Annotated in this window: 17 protein-coding genes and 2 tRNA genes; 7 read left to right on the forward strand and 12 right to left on the reverse strand. The window is 63.1% G+C overall.

The window, feature by feature from the left end; translation table 11 throughout:
* Window positions 1-3: 3 nt before the first annotated feature.
* A complete protein-coding gene (locus tag AC50X5_RS03945; RefSeq protein ID WP_494974789.1) occupies window positions 4-1,326 on the reverse strand; it encodes a YjiH family protein in 1,323 nt (440 codons plus the stop codon).
* Window positions 1,327-1,477: 151 nt separating this feature from the next.
* Between AC50X5_RS03945 and AC50X5_RS03950 the strand changes: the two genes are divergently transcribed.
* On the forward strand, window positions 1,478-2,272 hold the full coding sequence (locus AC50X5_RS03950; RefSeq protein ID WP_494974790.1) for an IclR family transcriptional regulator: 795 nt from the start codon (window positions 1,478-1,480) through the stop codon (window positions 2,270-2,272).
* Here AC50X5_RS03950 and yidC read toward each other — a convergent pair.
* Window positions 2,263-3,099, reverse strand: a complete 837-nt coding sequence (gene yidC, locus AC50X5_RS03955) for a membrane protein insertase YidC (protein ID WP_494974791.1) — start codon at window positions 3,097-3,099, stop codon at window positions 2,263-2,265. The two genes, AC50X5_RS03950 and yidC, sit on opposite strands and share 10 nt — an antisense overlap.
* A 100-nt stretch (window positions 3,100-3,199) precedes the next feature.
* Here yidC and AC50X5_RS03960 point away from each other — a divergent pair, with 100 nt between their 5' ends.
* Window positions 3,200-3,859 carry a cyclodeaminase/cyclohydrolase family protein gene (locus AC50X5_RS03960; RefSeq protein ID WP_494974792.1) on the forward strand — a complete coding sequence of 220 codons (660 nt, stop codon included), beginning with the start codon at window positions 3,200-3,202 and terminating at the stop codon, window positions 3,857-3,859.
* Window positions 3,860-3,982: 123 nt separating this feature from the next.
* Here the strand turns inward: AC50X5_RS03960 and AC50X5_RS03965 are convergent.
* The 4 genes from AC50X5_RS03965 to AC50X5_RS03980 all read right to left on the reverse strand — a co-directional run bounded on the left by AC50X5_RS03965 (window position 3,983) and on the right by AC50X5_RS03980 (window position 7,631).
* Window positions 3,983-4,056, reverse strand: a tRNA-Met gene (locus tag AC50X5_RS03965).
* A gap of 62 nt (window positions 4,057-4,118) precedes the next feature.
* Window positions 4,119-4,190: transfer RNA gene (locus tag AC50X5_RS03970), tRNA-Thr, on the reverse strand.
* Window positions 4,191-4,375: 185 nt separating this feature from the next.
* Complete coding sequence (locus tag AC50X5_RS03975) at window positions 4,376-6,580, reverse strand: DEAD/DEAH box helicase (RefSeq protein ID WP_494974793.1); 2,205 nt, start codon at window positions 6,578-6,580, stop codon at window positions 4,376-4,378.
* Window positions 6,581-6,977: 397 nt separating this feature from the next.
* Window positions 6,978-7,631, reverse strand: a complete 654-nt coding sequence (locus tag AC50X5_RS03980) for an MOSC domain-containing protein (RefSeq protein ID WP_494974794.1) — start codon at window positions 7,629-7,631, stop codon at window positions 6,978-6,980.
* A gap of 192 nt (window positions 7,632-7,823) precedes the next feature.
* On the opposite strand from AC50X5_RS03980, the gene AC50X5_RS03985 reads away from it, so the two are divergent.
* The 3 genes from AC50X5_RS03985 to AC50X5_RS03995 are packed head-to-tail and all read left to right on the forward strand — an operon-like array spanning window position 7,824 to window position 11,187.
* Window positions 7,824-8,432 (forward strand): Tat pathway signal protein, encoded by a 609-nt coding sequence (locus AC50X5_RS03985; protein WP_494974795.1) that lies wholly within the window; start codon window positions 7,824-7,826, stop codon window positions 8,430-8,432.
* Between the two features lie 2 nt (window positions 8,433-8,434).
* A complete protein-coding gene (locus AC50X5_RS03990; protein ID WP_494974796.1) occupies window positions 8,435-9,646 on the forward strand; it encodes a glutathionylspermidine synthase family protein in 1,212 nt (403 codons plus the stop codon).
* Complete coding sequence (locus AC50X5_RS03995; protein WP_494974797.1) at window positions 9,643-11,187, forward strand: APC family permease; 1,545 nt, start codon at window positions 9,643-9,645, stop codon at window positions 11,185-11,187. Before AC50X5_RS03990 ends, AC50X5_RS03995 begins: the two co-directional genes overlap by 4 nt.
* Before the next feature lie 61 nt (window positions 11,188-11,248).
* Here the strand turns inward: AC50X5_RS03995 and AC50X5_RS04000 are convergent, their stop codons facing one another.
* The 3 genes from AC50X5_RS04000 to AC50X5_RS04010 are packed head-to-tail and all read right to left on the reverse strand — an operon-like array spanning window position 11,249 to window position 14,259.
* Window positions 11,249-12,412 (reverse strand): cystathionine gamma-synthase, encoded by a 1,164-nt coding sequence (locus AC50X5_RS04000; RefSeq protein ID WP_494974798.1) that lies wholly within the window; start codon window positions 12,410-12,412, stop codon window positions 11,249-11,251.
* 15 nt (window positions 12,413-12,427) lie between these two features.
* The gene (locus AC50X5_RS04005) at window positions 12,428-13,813 is read right to left on the reverse strand and encodes a cystathionine beta-synthase (RefSeq protein ID WP_494974799.1); all 1,386 of its coding nucleotides are present in this window, start codon (window positions 13,811-13,813) and stop codon (window positions 12,428-12,430) included.
* A gap of 38 nt (window positions 13,814-13,851) precedes the next feature.
* Complete coding sequence (locus AC50X5_RS04010) at window positions 13,852-14,259, reverse strand: VOC family protein (protein ID WP_494974800.1); 408 nt, start codon at window positions 14,257-14,259, stop codon at window positions 13,852-13,854.
* A 132-nt stretch (window positions 14,260-14,391) separates the two neighbouring features.
* Between AC50X5_RS04010 and AC50X5_RS04015 the strand changes: the two genes are divergently transcribed.
* Window positions 14,392-15,387 (forward strand): DNA-3-methyladenine glycosylase family protein, encoded by a 996-nt coding sequence (locus AC50X5_RS04015; RefSeq protein WP_494974801.1) that lies wholly within the window; start codon window positions 14,392-14,394, stop codon window positions 15,385-15,387.
* A 10-nt stretch (window positions 15,388-15,397) separates the two neighbouring features.
* Here the strand turns inward: AC50X5_RS04015 and AC50X5_RS04020 are convergent, their stop codons facing one another.
* A complete protein-coding gene (locus AC50X5_RS04020; RefSeq protein ID WP_494974802.1) occupies window positions 15,398-17,086 on the reverse strand; it encodes an AMP-binding protein in 1,689 nt (562 codons plus the stop codon).
* Window positions 17,087-17,197: 111 nt separating this feature from the next.
* Between AC50X5_RS04020 and AC50X5_RS04025 the strand changes: the two genes are divergently transcribed.
* Window positions 17,198-17,476, forward strand: coding sequence for a putative quinol monooxygenase (locus AC50X5_RS04025; protein WP_494974803.1), 279 nt, complete (start codon window positions 17,198-17,200; stop codon window positions 17,474-17,476).
* A 95-nt stretch (window positions 17,477-17,571) separates the two neighbouring features.
* Here the strand turns inward: AC50X5_RS04025 and trxA are convergent, their stop codons facing one another.
* Together trxA and AC50X5_RS04035 are read right to left on the reverse strand one after the other, a co-directional pair.
* The gene (gene trxA / locus AC50X5_RS04030) at window positions 17,572-17,964 is read right to left on the reverse strand and encodes a thioredoxin (RefSeq protein ID WP_494974804.1); all 393 of its coding nucleotides are present in this window, start codon (window positions 17,962-17,964) and stop codon (window positions 17,572-17,574) included.
* Between the two features lie 133 nt (window positions 17,965-18,097).
* A complete protein-coding gene (locus AC50X5_RS04035) occupies window positions 18,098-18,640 on the reverse strand; it encodes an acyl-CoA thioesterase (RefSeq protein ID WP_494974805.1) in 543 nt (180 codons plus the stop codon).
* Between the last annotated feature and the right edge of the window lie 7 nt (window positions 18,641-18,647).

Raw genomic sequence — 18,647 nt, forward strand, 5'->3', positions numbered from 1 at the left:
CCCTTAGGAAGGGAAGAGAAGGAATGCGATGGGAGTTACCAGTATCAAGGTGAGGACAACCCGCTGGAACCAGATGACCACCATCTTCCAGATCGAAATCGGGATATCCGTCGCCATGATGCAGGGCACCAGGGCTGAGAAGAAGATGATGCCGGAGACGGAGACGACGCCCACTACGAACTTCACTACCGGAACAGCTTCCGCGGCAAGGAGTGCCGGCAGGAACATTTCAGCAACGCCCACTGCGCTGGCCTTTGCCACGAGCATGGGTTCGGGCAACTGGAGGGCCCAGGTGAAGGGATAGAAGACGTACCCCAGCCAGTCAAAGACCGGGGTATAAGTAGCCAGGACCAGGCCCAGGAGGCCGATGGACAGGATCGACGGCAGGATGGCCATGGTCATCAGCACGCCGTCACGGACATTGATCCAGACGTTGACGGCCAGGGAAGGCGCTGACGCGACCGTTTCCCGGGCTTCGCGCCAGGCGACGGAGAGTCGCCGCCCGGTGATCTCTTCCTCCGGCTGGGGGGTGGCTTCGGGGTGGTAGTCGTCCGGAATGCTGCTCAAGGGCCAGATGCGGACCGTTATGGCAGTGACCACAAACGTCACCAGGAAGGTGACCCAGAAATAGGCGGTCCACTGGTCCATGAGGTCCAGCGTCTTGGCCACAATGACCATGAAGGTCGCGGAAACAGTGGAGAACCCCGTGGCGATAATGGCCGATTCCCGGGCGGTGTACTTGCCCTCTTTGTAGACCCGGTTTGTGATGAGCAGGCCTAGGGAATAGCTGCCCACGAAAGAGGCGACGGCGTCGATGGCCGAGCGCCCGGGAGTGCGCCAGATGGGACGCATGACCCGCTGCACCAGTACTCCGATGAACTCAAGGAGACCGTAGCTGACCAGCAAGGCCAGGAAAACGGCCCCGATGGGCACCAGAAGGCCCACCGGGATCACCAGCTTCTCGAAAAGGAAGGGCCCCATACCCGGCTCGAACAACCACGCCGGGCCTATCCGAAACACCATCATGAAGCCGACGCCCATGCCAACCACTTTGAGCAGCGAAAAGACCATTTCTACGGGGGACTTCTTCCACGTGCCCGTGACGAAGGGATACACGGCGCCGGCCACAATCACGGCCAATGCGTAGAAAGGCAACACCGGCCCGATGCTCGACTGGAGGAACGTGACGATGTGGTCCAGCATGATGGTGTTCTTGCCCGCGATGGTGATCGGGACGAAGAACATAAATGCGCCGATCCCGCTATAGACAAACAGCTTCCACATGTGGCGCGAGGCCGTGCGCGGCGCCTCGGAGGTGATGGCCATGGGTTCTTTCTCCTGACATTTCTGCTGCGTTCCAAAGGTGGAGTGCGGCGGTTTCATCGACTGGATCAATCACACCGCGAACCGATAAAGGGGACAATGGAAATCCGGCGGATGCAGTCTCAGATATGAGATTCAAGTCACAGGAGGCGCGGTGGGCGGCGAAACGGACAATTCCCTGCGTTCACTGCGCATCCTGAGCTACCTCGCCACGCAGGCAACACCGGTTTCAGCTGCCCGGATCGCCGGGGCCGTGGACGCACCACGATCATCAACGTTTCGCCTGCTCCGGGGCATGCAATCGCTGGGCTACGTCACGCACCTTCCCGAAGAACAGGCCTACGCCCTGGGGGTAGCGGCCTTGGAGATCGGCCAGGCCTTCGCCATCCAGGCACCGCTGGCAAGGTACGGACGGCCCATCCTCGAACGGCTGGTCCTCAAACTCGGCGAAACAGCGCACCTGGCGGTCCTGCACGGCCATGAGACGCTGTACATCCACGAGCAACCGGCACCGTTGCGGGCTCCACTCGTCACCGCAAAGGACGTGCGCCTGCCGGCCCATCTGACAGCATCCGGTCGGGTGATCCTGGCAAACCTGGGAAATGATCAACTGCGCGCACTGTTTCCGCCGAATTTCGCTTTCGTACAACGAACCGGCCGGGGACCCGCTACGTTCGCGGAACTCAAGCTGCAACTGAACGCAACACGGCGGCAGGGCTTCGCCCGCGAATTCGGTGAGGTGACTGAAGGGCTGGCTTCGATCGCGAAACCAGTCCGGGACAGGACCGGACGGACCGTGGCAGCCATCGCCGTCACGCACGCCTACAGTGTCCAGGTAACGCCCACCGCGCCCGCGGGGAAGTCCGTACTGCAGGACAGCATCCTGGCGGCCCTCAGCCTTGCAACGCGCGAATTGAGCCGCAGGCTGGGATGGGATCCTCAAGTGTAGGGGTGCGCCTGAACTGCACCAGGGCCTTGGCCTGGCTGGCTCCGGCCAATGATGAAGAACTGCTGCACCATGGTCCAAATGTTGGTGACGCTCCAGTAAATCAGGACACCAATGGGGAAGATGATGCCGCCGGCGCCAAACACCACGGGCAGGACGTAGAGCATCACCTTCTGCTGGCGCATGAATGGGCTCTCGCTTGCCTCCTCCTGGACGTTCCTGGCCATGATCTGCTTCTGCGCGACGAACTGTGCCCCCGTCATGACCAGGATCATCACGATGGTCAGCACTGTGACCGCGACCGGGTCACCGCCGCCACCTTGGAGCAGGGACGCAGTCAGCGGTGCGCCAAAGATGCCGGACTGGTTGAACTGCTCCACCTGGCCGTGGCTCATGGCGCCAATGCCCTCCCCCGCCCTGGCGCTGGTGCTGATTCCGGAAAGGACCTGGAACAGCGCAAAGAAGAACGGCACCTGGATCAGCATGGGCAGGCACGCGGAGAGCGGGTTGGTACCGTGCCTCTTGTACTGCGCCATCTGCTCCTGAGCCATGGCCTGGCGGGACAGCGGATCAGTCTTACCTTTGTACTTGTCCTGGAGCTTCATCAGGTCAGGCTGGAGGAGCCGCATCTGGCGTTGCGCTTTGACCTGCCTGACGAACACGGGGATCAGGGCGGCCCGGATCACCAGCACCAGGCCGACGATCGAAAGTGTCCAGGTCCAGCCGTTCGCCGCAGGCAGGCCCAACGCACTGAAGCCCTGGTGAAAGCCCACCATGATGGCTGAGACCACCCACTGGAACGGAAACATGATTGTCTCCAAGAAATCCATACGCTATCCCCCTGTTCGCCGGATGCCGCAAAGCTACGGTGAAACCGGCTGCTTGTCACGCCGTCCCCGGGACGGCACACCTTTAGGGCAAACTGGTGTCATGGCTGATTCGGAGGCAGTGACTACCCAGAGTTCCACCGTTGAGGACTGGACCCGGGCTTTAGCGGAATCGGTGGGTTCACCCGGTGGAGGGGCCGGAGCCGGGTTGATGCTTGCCATAGCCGCGTCACTGACGTCAATGGTGGCAGGGTACACCAGAGCTGATGAACACCAACGCGGTGAACTGGACAACGTCCACGCCAGGGCCAGGTCCCTCCGGGAATCCGCTCTCCGGCTGGCCGACGACGACGCTTCAGCGTCCAAGGCGTTCGGTGCCGCTTTCCGCCTCGAACCCGGAACCGAGCGCGACGACGCAATACACAAAGCTTCCGTGGAAGCGGCCAAAGCCTCGGCCGTGCTCGGCGAACACGCTATTGACGCCATACCGGACCTGCAATGGCTGGCTGTCAACGGCAACCCTGCGCTGATCGCCGATGTAGTCGTCGCTTTTGGGGCACTAAGGGCTGCACTGACAGGTGCCCGCACCAACGTCAGCTACGATCTGTCCACCCTGACCTCGGCGGGCGAAACGTTGGAGCAGGTTCGTCACGAGCACCCTGCCTTGTGGGAGACGGTTGAGCGGCTTAACGACGCACTGGACCGGATCGACAGGCTCACAGCCGAGATAGATCACCGGGCCGCTCCCACCGACGCCCTCTAAGCGGCACACAACATGTGACCTGGGGCTAAACGCCAAAAGAGGGAAAGGAAACCGTGCCGGCCACGACTCTCCCGAGAAACGAAAGACCCCCGGAATCCTCGCGGATTCCGGGGGTCTTATCTGTAGCGGTGGGGAGGCTCGATCTCCCGACCTCACGATTATGAGTCGTGCGCTCTAACCAACTGAGCTACACCGCCACGAATGAGAAAAACCTGCACCAAGCCGGTCAAAAACCGCCCTGACACAGGCTCCCATTCAGAGCCCCCCACCGGAATCGATCCGGTGACCTCGTTCTTACCAAGAACGCGCTCTACCACTGAGCTAGGGGGGCAACGAGTAAATACTCTACCCGAAGATTCCGGCACCAACAAATCGGCATAAGGGCAGGTCAGCCTGATGCTGTGCTTATGGTCCACAACGGTGATGGAAGCCACGGGTACGCAGAAGGGCCCTGTACGGAATATTCCGTACAGGGCCCTTCCAAAGGGAGCGCGTAGTCGTCAGGCTAGCTGACGGTTACCACTTGCCCTTGCGGTTGAAGTCGCGGTGGCCGCCTTCACTGCCGCCGCGGGGCTTGCGGGCGCCGTCACCATGACCGGCCGAGCGGGAGTCACCGGCTGCACCACGGCCGGCGTTGTCGCCGCCGACACTGCGCTCGGAACGATCGCTGTAGGAGCGCCCGCCACGGTCAGCAGAGGAACGCTCGCCGTCGGTCTTGCGGAAATCCTTCTTGAATCCGCCGCCGCCCTTGAAGTTGCCACCGCGGTCGCCGCCACCGGAGTAACCACCACGGTCGCCGCCGCGGTTGCCCTGGTAACTGCTACGCTCCCCGCCGCCGGAAGGCTTACGGCCGTTGTCCAGCTCGAGGTGGATCAGCTCACCGCCGATCCGGGTACGGGACAGGGCGCGCAGCTGATCCGGGCTCAGGTTCGCCGGCAGTTCCACCAGGGAGTGGTCCGAGCGGATGTCGATACCGCCGATCTGGGCGGAGGAGATGCCGCCTTCGTTGGCAATGGCACCAACGATGGAACCCGGCATAACGCGCTGACGACGTCCGACGGCGATCCGGTAGGTGGCGTTGCCCTCGGTGAGCGTGCGGGTGGGGCCACGTGAACCGAAGCCATCCTTGGAGCGGTCGCGCTTCTGGAACTCGGGAGCGGCAGGCAGCTCCTTGACCAGGAGCGGCTGGCCGCCCTGCGCCATCACGGCAAGGGCTGCAGCGATCTCCGAAGCCGGAACGTTGTGCTCTTCCTCGTAGGAAGCAATGAGGTCACGGAACGCGGAGACATCCTCGGAAGCGAGGGTTTCCGTGATCTTCTCCGCGAACTTGCCCAGACGCAGCGTGTTTACCGTCTCCGCAGTAGGCAGGTGCATCTGCTCGACCGGCTGGCGGGTTGCCTTCTCGATCGAACGCAGCAGGTACTTCTCGCGAGGAGTCATGAACAAAATCGCGTCACCCGAACGGCCTGCACGGCCGGTGCGGCCAATGCGGTGCACATAGGACTCGGTGTCGTGGGGGATGTCGTAGTTGATGACGTGGCTGATGCGCTCCACGTCAAGGCCACGGGCGGCGACGTCGGTGGCCACGAGGATATCGATGCGGCCTTCCTTCAGCGCCTCAACAGTGCGCTCGCGCTGCTGCTGCGGGATGTCACCGTTGATCGCGGCGGCCTGGAAGCCGCGGGACTTCAGCTTGTCAGCCAGGTCCTCGGTGGCCATCTTGGTGCGCACGAAGGCAATGACGCCGTCGAACTCTTCAACCTCGAGGATGCGGGTCAAGGCGTCGAGCTTGTGCGGGCCCATGACCTGCAGGTACCGCTGACGGGTGTTGGCGCCGGTGGTGGTCTTGGACTTAACGGAGATCTCGGCAGGATTGTTCAGGTACTGCTTGGACATCCGGCGGATCTGGCTCGGCATGGTAGCGGAGAACAGCGCCACCTGACGGTCAGACGGCGTCTGCTGGAAGATCTGTTCCACATCTTCGGCGAAGCCCATGCGGAGCATTTCGTCAGCCTCATCCAGCACCAGGTACTGGAGTTCGGACAGGTCCAGGGAACCCTTGGAAATGTGGTCGATCACGCGGCCGGGGGTGCCCACAACAACCTGGGCGCCGCGGCGAAGTCCGGCCAGCTGAGGGCCGTAGGCGGACCCGCCGTAGACGGGAAGGACGGTGAAGTCATCGATGTGCTTGGCGTAGGAGGTGAAAGCCTCTGCAACCTGGAGCGCCAGCTCACGGGTAGGAGCCAGGACCAGTGCCTGCGTCTTGCGTGACGGACCGTTGAGGTCGTGGAGCTCGGCCAGGCGGGACAATGCCGGTACTGCGAATGCTGCAGTCTTACCGGTGCCGGTCTGGGCGAGGCCCACGACGTCGCGGCCTTCGAGCAGCAACGGGATGGTTGCTGCCTGGATAGGTGACGGCTTCTCGTAGCCGACGTCCTGCAGGGCTGCCAGAACCCGGCCGTCAATGCCGAGGTCTGCGAAGCGGATTACATCCTCTTCGGGCGCTTCCTCAGCCTTGGGGGCTTCTTCAGCCACCGGAGCCTCTACAGCGGCGGGAGCCTCTTCGGCAGCCGGAGCGGCTGCTTCGGCCGGGGCCTCTTCAGCAACCGGAGCCTCTACAGCGGCAGGAGCCGCTGCTTCGGTGGCTGTGTCATTCGTGGGAGTCTCGACGCCGATCACGATGTTTTCGGTTTCGGCGGAGTCGTTTTGATTTTCGGGCATAGGGAAATTTCCTCATCCATAGGGGGCCAGGCGGCACTACCCGAGGTGAGCGGAGCCGCAGTACATGTGCCGTTTGGGTTGCCGGGCAATCCTTGACCGGCCGGTCACATAGAAGTCCGGCGCTTTCGCAATCCCGTGGCAGGACTTCCCGCTGCATCTCTTGGCTGCTATCCCAGCAGTCTGTACAGCGTTTTCTTTAGCCGGCTCTCCCTATGAAAATGCCCGCATCGCAATAGCGGGCCCCAACACTTGCCAGTCCTGCCTCAAAAATTGGGCAGGAATAAGGGATTTCCGGAGTGGGGGATATTTCCAGTGTAATGCACGCACCCCGGGCAAGGAAAATCGGCGGCGGTGAGCTTGCCCACACGCCCCCCCTTGGCCGGAGATCTTGCGGCAGCTACCGGCCGAGCCGGCGTTCCATAGCCGCAAACCGGTCGTGGAACTCTGGCTGAAGCCGGATTTCGCCGTCCGCCTCGGCATCACGGAGGGCCTCGACGATTTCCAGGTCCGCTTCACTGAACCACTGGCCAATGGTGATGCCATGTTTCGGTACGAAGGTCCGGTGGATATGGTCTCCCGCCTGGATGGTCCCTGTGTGAACCACTCTCAGGTAGGCGCCAACCCTGCCTTCCTCCGTGAATCGCTTTACCCACTGGGGTTCGCCCAACCGGCGCTGGAAAGTGGCACATGGTGTCCGCGGCGACGTGACTTCAAGTTCGACGCCGGAACCAATTTTCCAGCGTTCCCCGATAACGGCCCCGGTTGCCTCAATTCCGGAGACTCGGAGGTTTTCACCAAAGATCCCGGGCGGGAGGTCGCGGTTGAGCTCCGCGGCCCAGTAGTCTGCGTCGGCCTGTGAATACGCGTAAACCGCCTGGTCCTCACCACCGTGGTGGATCCGGTTTGCCTGGACGTCGCCGTGCAGGCCCAGCTTGTGTACCTTCACCGGGCCCTCGACGGGCCGCTTGTCAATGGCGGTGACGCCCACGCTGCCCGGATCGGGAAGGAGCTGACGCACGCGGCAGACGGCCAGTACTGATGCGGTTTTCATTGCTCCAGTGTAGGTTCCCGGCCCCAGCCCCGGCACTCCTGGCGGGGAGGCTGGAAAAGAAGCTTTCCGCCATGGGCAGTTCTGCACCCGTTCCGGCTCGCTGGCGCTGCGGCCACCGGCTACGCTGGGCTGAGAATTGCACACCGTGGTACGGATTTGTGCCCAAACACGTGGACTACTCAGGGGGACGCCATGGCTCCGAGCAATGATCCGGAGAAAGATCCGACGCCGGGAAGCAGCGGCGGCGGCGAAGGCGACGGCGGCACTGGTGGCGGTAACACCGGCAGCACCGGCGGCTCGAAGCCGCCACCGTGGCAGGTCCCCCAACCCGAGCTTCGCCCGGAACTTCTAAACCAGCCACTCCCCGGCGCGAGCCCTTACATACCGCGATCCGATGGGAACCTGGGTGAAAGAGAGCACGTCAGGAAACGTTCCCAACGGCGGACGGTGGTGGTTGCCTTGGGTGTCACTGCACTGCTGGCCGGCACCCTCGCCGCCGTAGTGGCAAGCAACCAGGAGCCGGAGTACGCCCAGGTCTGCTTCAATGATGAAACGGGCGAGCGCGTGGAGGACACCCAGTGCAACAGCTCCGCCGGACGCAGCGGCGCCCTCTACGCCTGGTACTTCTACTCACGCGGCTCCGGTGTTCCCGCCATCGGCCAGAACCGCTCCACCGCTCCCGACTTCACAAGGACCGTGCCACCCGGCGCCAAGGCGTCCACCGGGTACAGCACCAAGGGCGGAACAGTCAGCAGGGGTGGCTTCGGCAGCAGCTCCAAGGGCGGAAGCACGGGGGGCTAGGCGTGAAACGGTTAGTGTCGGCGCCCAGGCCGGACTGGAAAGAGAAGATCCAGGAGCAGGGCCTGGTCTTCTCAACCACCACCATGCCCGGCGGCGGGAAAATCGAGTACTGGCATGAGGCCGCGTACTACGAATTCACCATGGATGAAGTGGAAGCCCTCGAGGAAACCGCCGAGGAAATGCACAGGATGTGCCTCGAAGCAGCCAGATTCCTGGCTACAGGTGCTATGGGAGACATCGGCATCGGCCCGCAGGCGCTTGAGCTCGCCTCCGAATCGTTGCAAGCCGGCGACATGGATATCTACGGGCGCTTCGACTTCATCTATGACGGGCAGGGCGGTCCTGCCAAGATGCTCGAATACAACGCTGACACCCCCACTGGCCTTATCGAAGCTGCCGTGGCCCAATGGTTCTGGTTGCAGGACGTTTATCCGGAGAAGGATCAATGGAACGGCATCCATGAGGCCTTGATCCGGCAGTGGAAGAAGATGCAGTACCGCACAGGCATGAGCACGCTCCATGTGGCGCACTCCGAGCTGGAGGAATCAGGCGAGGACTGGATGACAGCCGCCTACATGCGCGACGTTGCCAGCCAGGCGGGCTGGACCACCATCGGCATCAACATGTCCGACATCGGCTGGGACCCCAACCTGAACCGCTTTGTGGACCTGGACAACTTCATGATCAGCACCATCTTCAAGCTATACCCGTGGGAGCTGATGATGAAGGAGCCGTTCGGGCAGCGCCTGCTGGAACGCGCACACAACCCCCGTTGGGTGGAGCCGGCCTGGAAGATGCTGCTGTCCAACAAAGCGCTCCTGGCCGCACTCTGGCACCTCTACCCCAACCACCCCAACCTGCTGCCGGCCTACCTGAACGAGCCGGGACCGCTCAAGGAATGGGTGGCCAAGCCGCTCCACGGACGCGAAGGGGACAACATCAAGATTCATGCGGACGGAATCAGCCTTGAGCAGCCGGGCGATTACGGCCGTGAAGGCTGGTGCTATCAGCAGTTCCATCCGCTGCCCGATTTCGATGGCAACCGTCCCGTACTGGGCCTCTGGGTAGTGGACGGCGAGTCCGTGGGATGCGGTATCCGCGAATCGGACGGTCCCATCACTGACTACTTCTGCAGGTTCGTGCCCAACACCATTGACGCCCCGGCTCCCCTTCCCCCGGACGCCGCATCCAGCAAGGAAGGTATCGCACTATGAGCACAGAGATCACGACGTCGGGAGGCACCCCGGGCCCGTCGGGAACCGGTGTTCCGGCCAAGGGATTGCACGCGGGCATTCTGGACCTCGGAGACTCGGTGATGCTGGGCCTGGCCTCTACTGCGCCGGTGTATTCCCTGGCCGCCACGCTGGGGTTCATCGTTGCGGTTAACGGCAGCTACACTCCCCTGATCCTGTTGCTCGGCTTTATTCCGGTCCTGTTCATTGCCTACGCGTTCCGTGAACTGAACAGCACCATCCCGGACTGCGGCACCACTTTCACGTGGTCCCGCCGCGCCTTCGGTCCGTGGGCCGGTTGGCTGGGCGGCTGGGGAGTGGCGCTGGCCGGGATCGTGGTACTGGCCAACCTGGCACAGGTTGCGGGGCAATACCTGTGGCTCTTGATCGGTGACGGCTCCCTGGCGGAGAACAAGCTGGTAGTGACGGCAACCGGTGTTCTTTTCATCGCCTTCATGACCATGGTCAACTACCGGGGCATCAGGCTGGGCGAACAGGTGCAGAGGGTACTGACCTACGTGCAGTACATCGCCCTGGGCATCTTTGCGGTGGCCATCATCATGGGGATTGCAGGCAGCGCGGCAGGGAACGCCGTGGGTGGAGCTGCGAGTTACGAGCCCTTCACTTTCGAATGGTTCAACCCAGTAGGCGCCTTTGCCGATCCAGGCGCGGTGGTCCACGGCATGCTGCTGGCACTCTTCATTTACTGGGGCTGGGACACGTGCCTGGCGGTCAATGAGGAGACGGAGAATCCGGCCACCACCCCAGGCCGGGGCGCCATCATCTCAGCCTTTGTGTTGGTTGCCATCTACGTCTCGGTTGCCGTCCTGGTGATGATGTACGCGTCCGTGGGCACCGAGGGCCTCGGACTGGGCAACGAGGCCAACCAGGACGACGTGTTCCTGGCCATGAAGGATGTGGTCCTGGGGCCCTGGGGCTGGCTGATCATCGTCGCCGTGCTGGCGTCCGTCCTGTCCTCCACCCAGACCACCATCCTCCCCACTGCCCGCGGCACCTTGTCCATGGGTGTCCACGGCGCACTGCCGCCCAGGTTTGGCCAGGTCCATGCCCGCAACATGACCCCCGGCTTCTCCACGCGGGTGATGGGCATCGCCGCCGTGGCCTATTACGTGGTCATGAGCCTCGTCAGCGAGAACCTGCTCTCGGACTCGATCAGCGCCATCAGCCTCTTCATCGCCTTCTACTACGCGCTGACAGGATTCGCCTGTTTCTGGTTCTTCCGGAACACGCTCCGCCAGTCGGCCAGGAACCTGTGGTTCCGCGGCATCCTGCCGCTGGCGGGTGCCCTGCTCCTGACTGCAGCGTTCTTCATCTCTGCCGTGCAGATGTGGGACCCGGCCTACGGCGACACCCAGATCCTCGGCGTCGGCGGGGCGTTCATGAGCGGCGTGGTGCTGCTGGCACTCGGCGTGGTCCTCGCCGTCGTCTGCCGCTTCCTGCCCTCAACCCGGGACTACTTCATTAACGCGAACAGGAAGAGCAGCCCTTCCCCAACTACGTAGCAGTTGTAGCCCTTTACAGGCCTGTTAAGGGCAACAACTGCTACCCAGTTGGGCTGGCGGGCTACTGGATGAACGTGAAGGCGTGCTCCAGGTCCGCGATCAGGTCCTCCACGTCCTCGATGCCGCAGGAGAGCCGGAGGAGGTTCACGGGAACCGCCAGTTCGGTGCCTTTGACAGACGCGTGGGTCATCTCGGAGGGGTAGTTCATCAGTGATTCGATGCCGCCCAGGGATTCGGCCAGGGTGAACACGGACGTGGATTCGGCCACCTTGCGGGCGGCCGCCTCGCCGCCCTTGAACTGCACGGACACCATGCCGCCAAAGCTCTTCATCTGCTTCTTCGCGAGCTCATAGCCCGGGTGCGACGGCAGTCCCGGGTACAGTACGGCCTCCACCTCGGGCCGTTCCAGCAGCCATTGCGCTACAGCCTGCCCGTTCTCGCTGTGCCGATCCATCCGCACGCCGAGTGTCTTCAAACCACGCGTGGTGAGGAAAGCGTCCATCGGGCCCGAGACGGCCCCCACGGCGAACTGCACAAAGCCGATCTTCTCTGCCAGCTCGGCGTCCTTGACCACAACAGCGCCACCCACCACGTCCGAATGCCCGCCGATGTATTTGGTAGTGGAGTGAACCACGACGTCGGCACCCAGGGCGAGCGGGGTCTGCAGGTAGGGGGATGCAAAGGTGTTATCCACCACCAGGAGGGCCCCGGCGTCGTGCGCCACCTCTGCGAGTGCTGCGATATCGGTGATTTTCATCAGCGGGTTGGAGGGCGTCTCCACCCACACGAAACGGGTCTTGTTCGCGGCAACGGCGTCGCGGACGGCGTCCAGGTTCGCCATGTCCACCGGGGTATTGCCGATTCCCCACTCGCCCAGAACCCGGCTGATCAGCCGGTACGTGCCGCCGTAGGCATCGTTGCCCAGCACAATGTGGTCCCCCGGCCGGGTCAGCGCGCGGATCAGGGAGTCCTCCGCGGCGAGGCCCGAGCTGAACGAGAAAGCGTGAGTGCCACGTTCCAGTGCTGCCAGCTGTTCCTGCAGGGCGTCACGGGTGGGGTTGCCGCCGCGACCGTATTCGTAACCGTCCCGGAGTCCGCCAATACCGTCCTGCGCATACGTGGAGCTGAAATGCAGCGGCGGAACCACTGCACCGGTGCGGGGTTCGAAGGCCTGGCCGGCGTGGACGGCGCGGGTGTTGAAACCGTGGTTTTCAGAGAAGGACATGGTGCTCCTTTGGGGTCAGTTACTGAGGTAGGCCAGCAGGTCGTGGCGGGTCAGGATGCCCACCGGGGCGCCCACGAAGGTGACCATCACGGTATCCACGTCGGAGAGCAGTTCCCTGGCCGCGGAGATGGTCTCCAACGAACCGATGACAGGAAGCCGGGGCCCCATGTGTTCGGAAATCTTGTCCGTGAGTTTGGCCTCGCCGCGGAACAGCTTGGAGGTCAGGGTCCGCTCGTCCACGGCGCCAAGAACCTCGCCCATCACCACGGGCGGCTCCTGCGACAGTACCGGGATGTGGCTGACACCGAACTCGTTCATGATGTTGATGACGTCGCGGACGGACTCGTTGGGGTGGATGTGGACCAGGTCCGGGAGTTCCCCGGTCTTGGACTTGATGACCTCGCCCACCGAATTTTCCTCACCGCCGGAGAGGAACCCGTAGGAACGCATCCACTGGTCGTTGAAGATCTTGGCCAGGTACCCACGGCCGGAGTCGGGCAAAATGACCACGACGACGGCACTTTCAGGCAGATCGCGGGCCACCTTCAGCGCGGCCACCACAGCCATTCCCGAGGATCCGCCCACCAGCAGTCCTTCTTCGCGGGCCAGGCGGCGGGTCATCTCAAAGGAATCGGCGTCGGAAACCGCAATGACCTGGTCCGGAACCGTCTTGTCGTAATTGCCCGGCCACATGTCCTCGCCGACACCTTCAACGAAATACGGCCGGCCGGTGCCGCCCGAGTACACCGAACCTTCCGGATCTGCCCCGATGATCCTGACCCGTCCGCCGTCGGACTCCGGACGGCCTGCGGAGACCTCCTTGAGGAACCGTCCGGTGCCCGTGATGGTGCCGCCGGTACCGGCGCCGATCACGCAGTGCGTGACCGTACCGTCCGTGTCGCGCCAGATCTCCGGACCCGTGCTTTCATAGTGGCTGCCCGGGGCGGCCGGGTTGGAGAACTGGTCAGGCTTGTAGGCACCTGGGATCTCGGTGACCAGCCGGTCGGACACGCCGTAGTAGCTTTGCGGGCTGTCCGGCGCCACGGACGTGGGCGTCACTACGACTTCCGCGCCGTAGGCCTGCAGGACGGCTCGTTTGTCCTCGCCTACCTTGTCCGGCACCACAAAGATGCACTTGTAGCCCTTCTGCTGGGCCACCAATGCCAGGCCGACGCCGGTGTTCCCGGAGGTGGGCTCCACAATGGTGCCGCCGGGCTGGAGCTTGCCATCCCGTTCGGCATCTTCGACCATTTTGGCCGCGATGCGGTCCTTGATGGATCCGCCGGGGTTGAGGTACTCAAGCTTGACCAGGACCGTGGCTTTGATGCCATCGGTGACGTGGTTGAGCTTGACCAAGGGGGTATTGCCGATGAGGTCCAAAACGGACTGGGCGTACTTCATAGCTACAAAGTTACCGCTTCCCCGTATGCCTGGCTGGTCTACAGTGCCTGCTGCCCGCCGTCGTCCGCCGGAAGGTTCTCCCACAGCCCCATGACGTTGCCTTCGCTGTCCTTGAAGTAGGCATAAAAACCCATACCGGGAATTTCCTGCCTGGGCTGCACCACCGCTCCCCCGTTCTGTTCCACCGTCTGCAGCGTGGCATTGATGTCCTCCACGTCCACGGTGATCACCGGGGTGCTCAAATCGCTGGTCCGCGCCATCATGCCCCCGTTGATGCCCCCGGGGCTGCTGGGCATCCCTGTTGTCTCGTCAGAAGGCACCGTGTAGACCGAGCTGTAATCCATGCCTGGGATCGGCTCAATCCGCCAGCCCAGGGCGTCCTGGTAAAACTTCCGGGCCCGTTCCTGATCGTCCGCCGGGATTTCGAAATGCACTACTCCACCCATTGCATTCTCCTGCCACCTGGAATTTGAAAGGCGCGCGGCTCCCACGCCACAAGTGGCAGTGTAGCCCTCCGCGCGCTATGGGATAAGGGCTGATCTTCCATGCTTGTCAGTCCGCCGTGGGACCATATTCCTATGACCATTGCAGACGCCCCGTCCCGGCTTGCCGTCGCAGCGGACGCGTCCCTCCGGTGGCATCCGGACGGCCCTTACAGCCTGGCCCAGACTCTGGGCCCACTGTTCCGTGGTGCCGGCGACCCCTCGTTTTCGGTGCAGGGGAACGTCGTGTGGAGCGCCTTTACGACGCCGGCAGGTCCGGTCACGCTGCGCCTCACGGGGGCGGGCGGCGGCTCGGCTACTGAAGCTTTCGTTGATGCGCAGGCATGGGGTCCGGGCGCTGAGTGCGCAATTGTCACGGTGCCCCGGCTGCTGGGGGCTGAGGATGACTGGCGCGCCTTCGACGAGCCCGCCTTCCACGCCACCCTCCCGCACCTGGTCCGGGAAGCACGACGCCGGAACAAAGCCATCCGGCTGCCCTCCACCGGTCGGATAACTGATTCCCTCGTGCCCACCATTCTTGAGCAGAAAGTCACCGTTATTGAAGCGCGGCGCGGCTACCGCTACCTGATGTACCGGTTCGGTTCGCCGGCGCCGTCCGCCGGTATGGGGTCGGGCATTGTGCCCGCCGGCCTGCTGGTGCAGCCCACTCCCGAACAGTGGCTGCGCATCCCGTCCTGGGAATGGCATAAGGCAGGAGTGGGTCCCCAGCGGTCGGCAACCGTCATGAGGGCGTTACGTGCCGCCGTCGCGCTTGAACGCCTGGCCGGGTTGCCCGCAGCAGAAGCTGCCGCCAAAATGCAGACACTTTCCGGGATCGGAATCTGGACGGCGGCCGAGGTAGTGCAGCGCACCCACGGTTGCCCGGACTCAATCGCGGTGGGCGATTACCATCTGGCAGCCTATGTGGGTGCGGCCCTGACCGGACGCCGGACAGATGACGCCGGCATGCTCAAGCTCCTGGAACCGTGGGCGGGCCAGCGGCAGCGGGTGGTCCGGATGATTCAGAGCAGCGGCTTCCGGAAGCCCGTGTTTGGTCCCCGGATGACCATCCAGGATCACCGCCGGCACTAATCGTGGACGCCTACCCCACGCCTTGAAGGCCCAGCCGGGCGATTGCTTCCTCGCGCATCTGCACCTTCCGGATCTTCCCTGAGACCGTCATGGGAAAGCTGCCGCGGATTTCCACGTAGCGCGGGATCTTGTAGTGGGCCAGGCGGCCGCGGCAGAACTCCGCCAGCTTGCCGGCCTCCAGCGGTTCCGCGCCGGGTTTGAGGATGACGCAGGCCATAAGTTCCTCGCCGTACCTGGCATCCGGGACGCCGATTACCTGGACGTCCTGGATGTCCGGGTGGGTATAGAGGAACTCTTCGATCTCGCGCGGGTAGATGTTTTCGCCGCCGCGGATCACCATGTCCTTAATCCGGCCTTCAATCACCACGTAGCCGTCCTCATCCATTCGCGCGAGGTCACCGGTGTGCATCCAGCGATCAGCGTCGATGGCTTCCGCCGTTTTCTCCGCCTGGCCCCAGTACCCCTGCATCACGGCGTAGCCACGCGTGCACAGCTCGCCTATCCGGCCGCGCTCCAGCAGCTCGCCGGTGCCGGGGTCCACAATCATGGACTCCAGGTGCGGCATGGTCCGTCCCACGGATTGGGTGCGCTGCGCCATGGAGTCGTCGGCACGGGTCATGGTGGACACCGGCGAGGTCTCGGTCATCCCGTAACAGATGGCCACGTCTTTCATGTTCATCTCCGAAATCACCCGGTTCATCACCTCAATGGGACACAGGGAGCCTGCCATCACGCCGGTCCGCAGCGTGGATAGATCGTAGGAGGCGAAGTCCGGCAGCGCGAGCTCGGCAATGAACATGGTGGGCACACCGTACAGCGAGGTCCCGCCGAAGTCCTGGACGGCTTCCAAAGCTAGCGCCGGCGAGAATCCGCGGCCGGGAATGATCGTGGCCGCACCGTGGCTGAGGGCCGCAAGGTTGCCGATCACCATGCCGAAGCAGTGGTAGAACGGCACCGGCAGCACCACTCGGTCGTGCTCGGTGTAACCCAGCAGCCCACCAATGGAAGAGCCGTTATTCAGGATGTTGTGGTGCGTGAGCGTGGCGCCTTTAGGGAAGCCGGTGGTCCCGGAGGTGTATTGCAGGTTGATGGGATCGTGCGGGTTCAGTTCGGCCATGCGGTCCTTCAAAGCGGAATGCCCGAGGGCGTCAGCCCGCTTGAGCAGTTCGGCGTACGTCAGTTCCGCCTCACTGAAAGGAATCCCGGCGTCGAGCCCCTCTCCTCCGGCGTCCGGCAGGAAGACCAGTTGCTGCAGGTCGGGGCATTTTGCCAGGGCATCCCGGGCCATGCCGACGTAGTCGCTGCTCCGGTCCGACGGCGCCGCCACCAGCAGGCGCATGCCGTTCTGCTTGACCACGAACTCCAGCTCATGGCTGCGGTAGGCGGGGTTCACGTTGACCAGAACCGCACCGGCCTTCGCGGTGGCGTACTGAAGCAACGTCCACTCGGCGCAGTTCGGGCTCCAGATGCCCACCCTCTCACCCTTGCCGATGCCCAGGGCGAGGAGTCCGCGCGCCAGGCGGTCGACGTCGTCGTTCATTTTGGTGTAGCTCCAGCGGCGGGCATCACCGCCCGGCACCGGAGCGGCTTCCACCAGCGCGTCGTGGAAGGGGAACCGGGCCGCAACCCGTTCAAAGTTGTGGCCGATGGTCTCTTCGAGCAGTGGAACGTCAGTGTTCCCGGCTGTATAAGCGCGCATGGTGGCACGTTATCAACAGGAATGCCTCAAATGAAGCTAAATGAACCGGCGAGGGGCTGTGCCGCGTTGATGTGCCGGGCAGCGCCCTGCAGCGGCGGTATTGTGAATTTCATGAGTGCACCCATTGACCTGCAGGCAACGTTCATCCCTAACGAAGGCGAGTTTTTCCGTGTGAAGCTGGCCCTGGAAATCGCCATCGACGAGGTGGTGAATGAGCCTGGATGCATCCGTTATGAACTGACGGAAGCCACCGAGGAAAAGCTGGTGCTGACCGAACAGTGGGCGTCCGAAGAGGATTTGGCCAAGCATTCCAAGGGCACGGCCGTGCAGGATCTCAACGAATCGCTGAGTGCGCTGCTGGCGGAGCCGGCAAAGCTCGAGCGGATCTAACCCAAGGTTTCTTAACGAACGCGGGGTTACCTCCCGTCCAATAACCTCAGTTGTTGGACGCGACGTGACCCCGCGTTGTGATTAAGCCTTGTGGGTTAGGCCTGGTCTGAACCTGCCTGGCCGGCTTCGGCCTGCGCCTTGGCAACGTGGGCGTGGACCTCGTCCATGTCCAGTGCCTTCACGGCGTCTACAACCTGCTCCAGCTGCTGGGCGTTAAGTGCGCCGGGCTGCGAGAACACCAGCACCTTTTCGCGGAACGCCATCAGCGTGGGGATGGAGGTGATGCCTGCCTCTGCGGCGAGCTGCTGCTCCGCCTCGGTATCCACCTTGGAGAAGAGGACGTCCGGATGTTTCTCCGAAACGGCGGCGTAAGTTGGCCCGAACTGCTTGCAGGGACCGCACCATTCTGCCCAGAAGTCGACAAGAACGATGTCGTTGTTCTGGATGGTTGATGCGAACTTTTCACCTGTGATGTCTACGGTAGCCATGATTTAACCGTACGCGAGGCCGCCGCTGATGTCGCGGTGAAAGCCGCATGTTCGCTCCCCGCGTTATAGGGAATAAGCGCCGGAGTCCCCTTTTTCCGGTGCTTGACCGGGAGCCTTTTCTGGCAGAGCGGGTTTACCAGAGGTGCGGAGCGGGGCGCCGGCTGCCCGGCAGGGAGTTCGTTTCGCGCCACTCATGGATCCACTCAGGCAGCTGGACGTCAGCTGGCGGTTCACCGAATTCGCGGAGGATCTCCTCCTGGCTGACCGGCTTGCCCTTGCTGACCAGTCGCGTGGCGATGTAGGCACGTGCGTAGATTTCGCCGTCGGCCACCATCCGCTGTTCAAAGTAGATCGCTTTAGCGTCCAGGCCGATGATCTTCGTTTCGATGGTGTACCGCTGCCAGAGCTGCAGGGACTTGCGGAAGGCGATGGTCTCCCCCGCGGATACCGGGCTCCAGCCGCGTTGGCGCATCCGCTTCCACACGCCACTGCGGACCATCAGATCGAAGCGGCCAAGGTCCATCAACGAAAAGTACATCCCGTTGTTCACGTGCATCGCGATGTCGATGTCCGTTGGGAGAACACGAAGCGGCAGGGACGCGGAATCCCAGACGGTCAGCGCCGCCCGCCGGGTTGAGGTGAAGAGCATCAGGAGGGTGCGCAGGATCAGGTGCATCCCCTTA

This window comes from Pseudarthrobacter sp. MDT1-40-2, assembly GCF_059383595.1.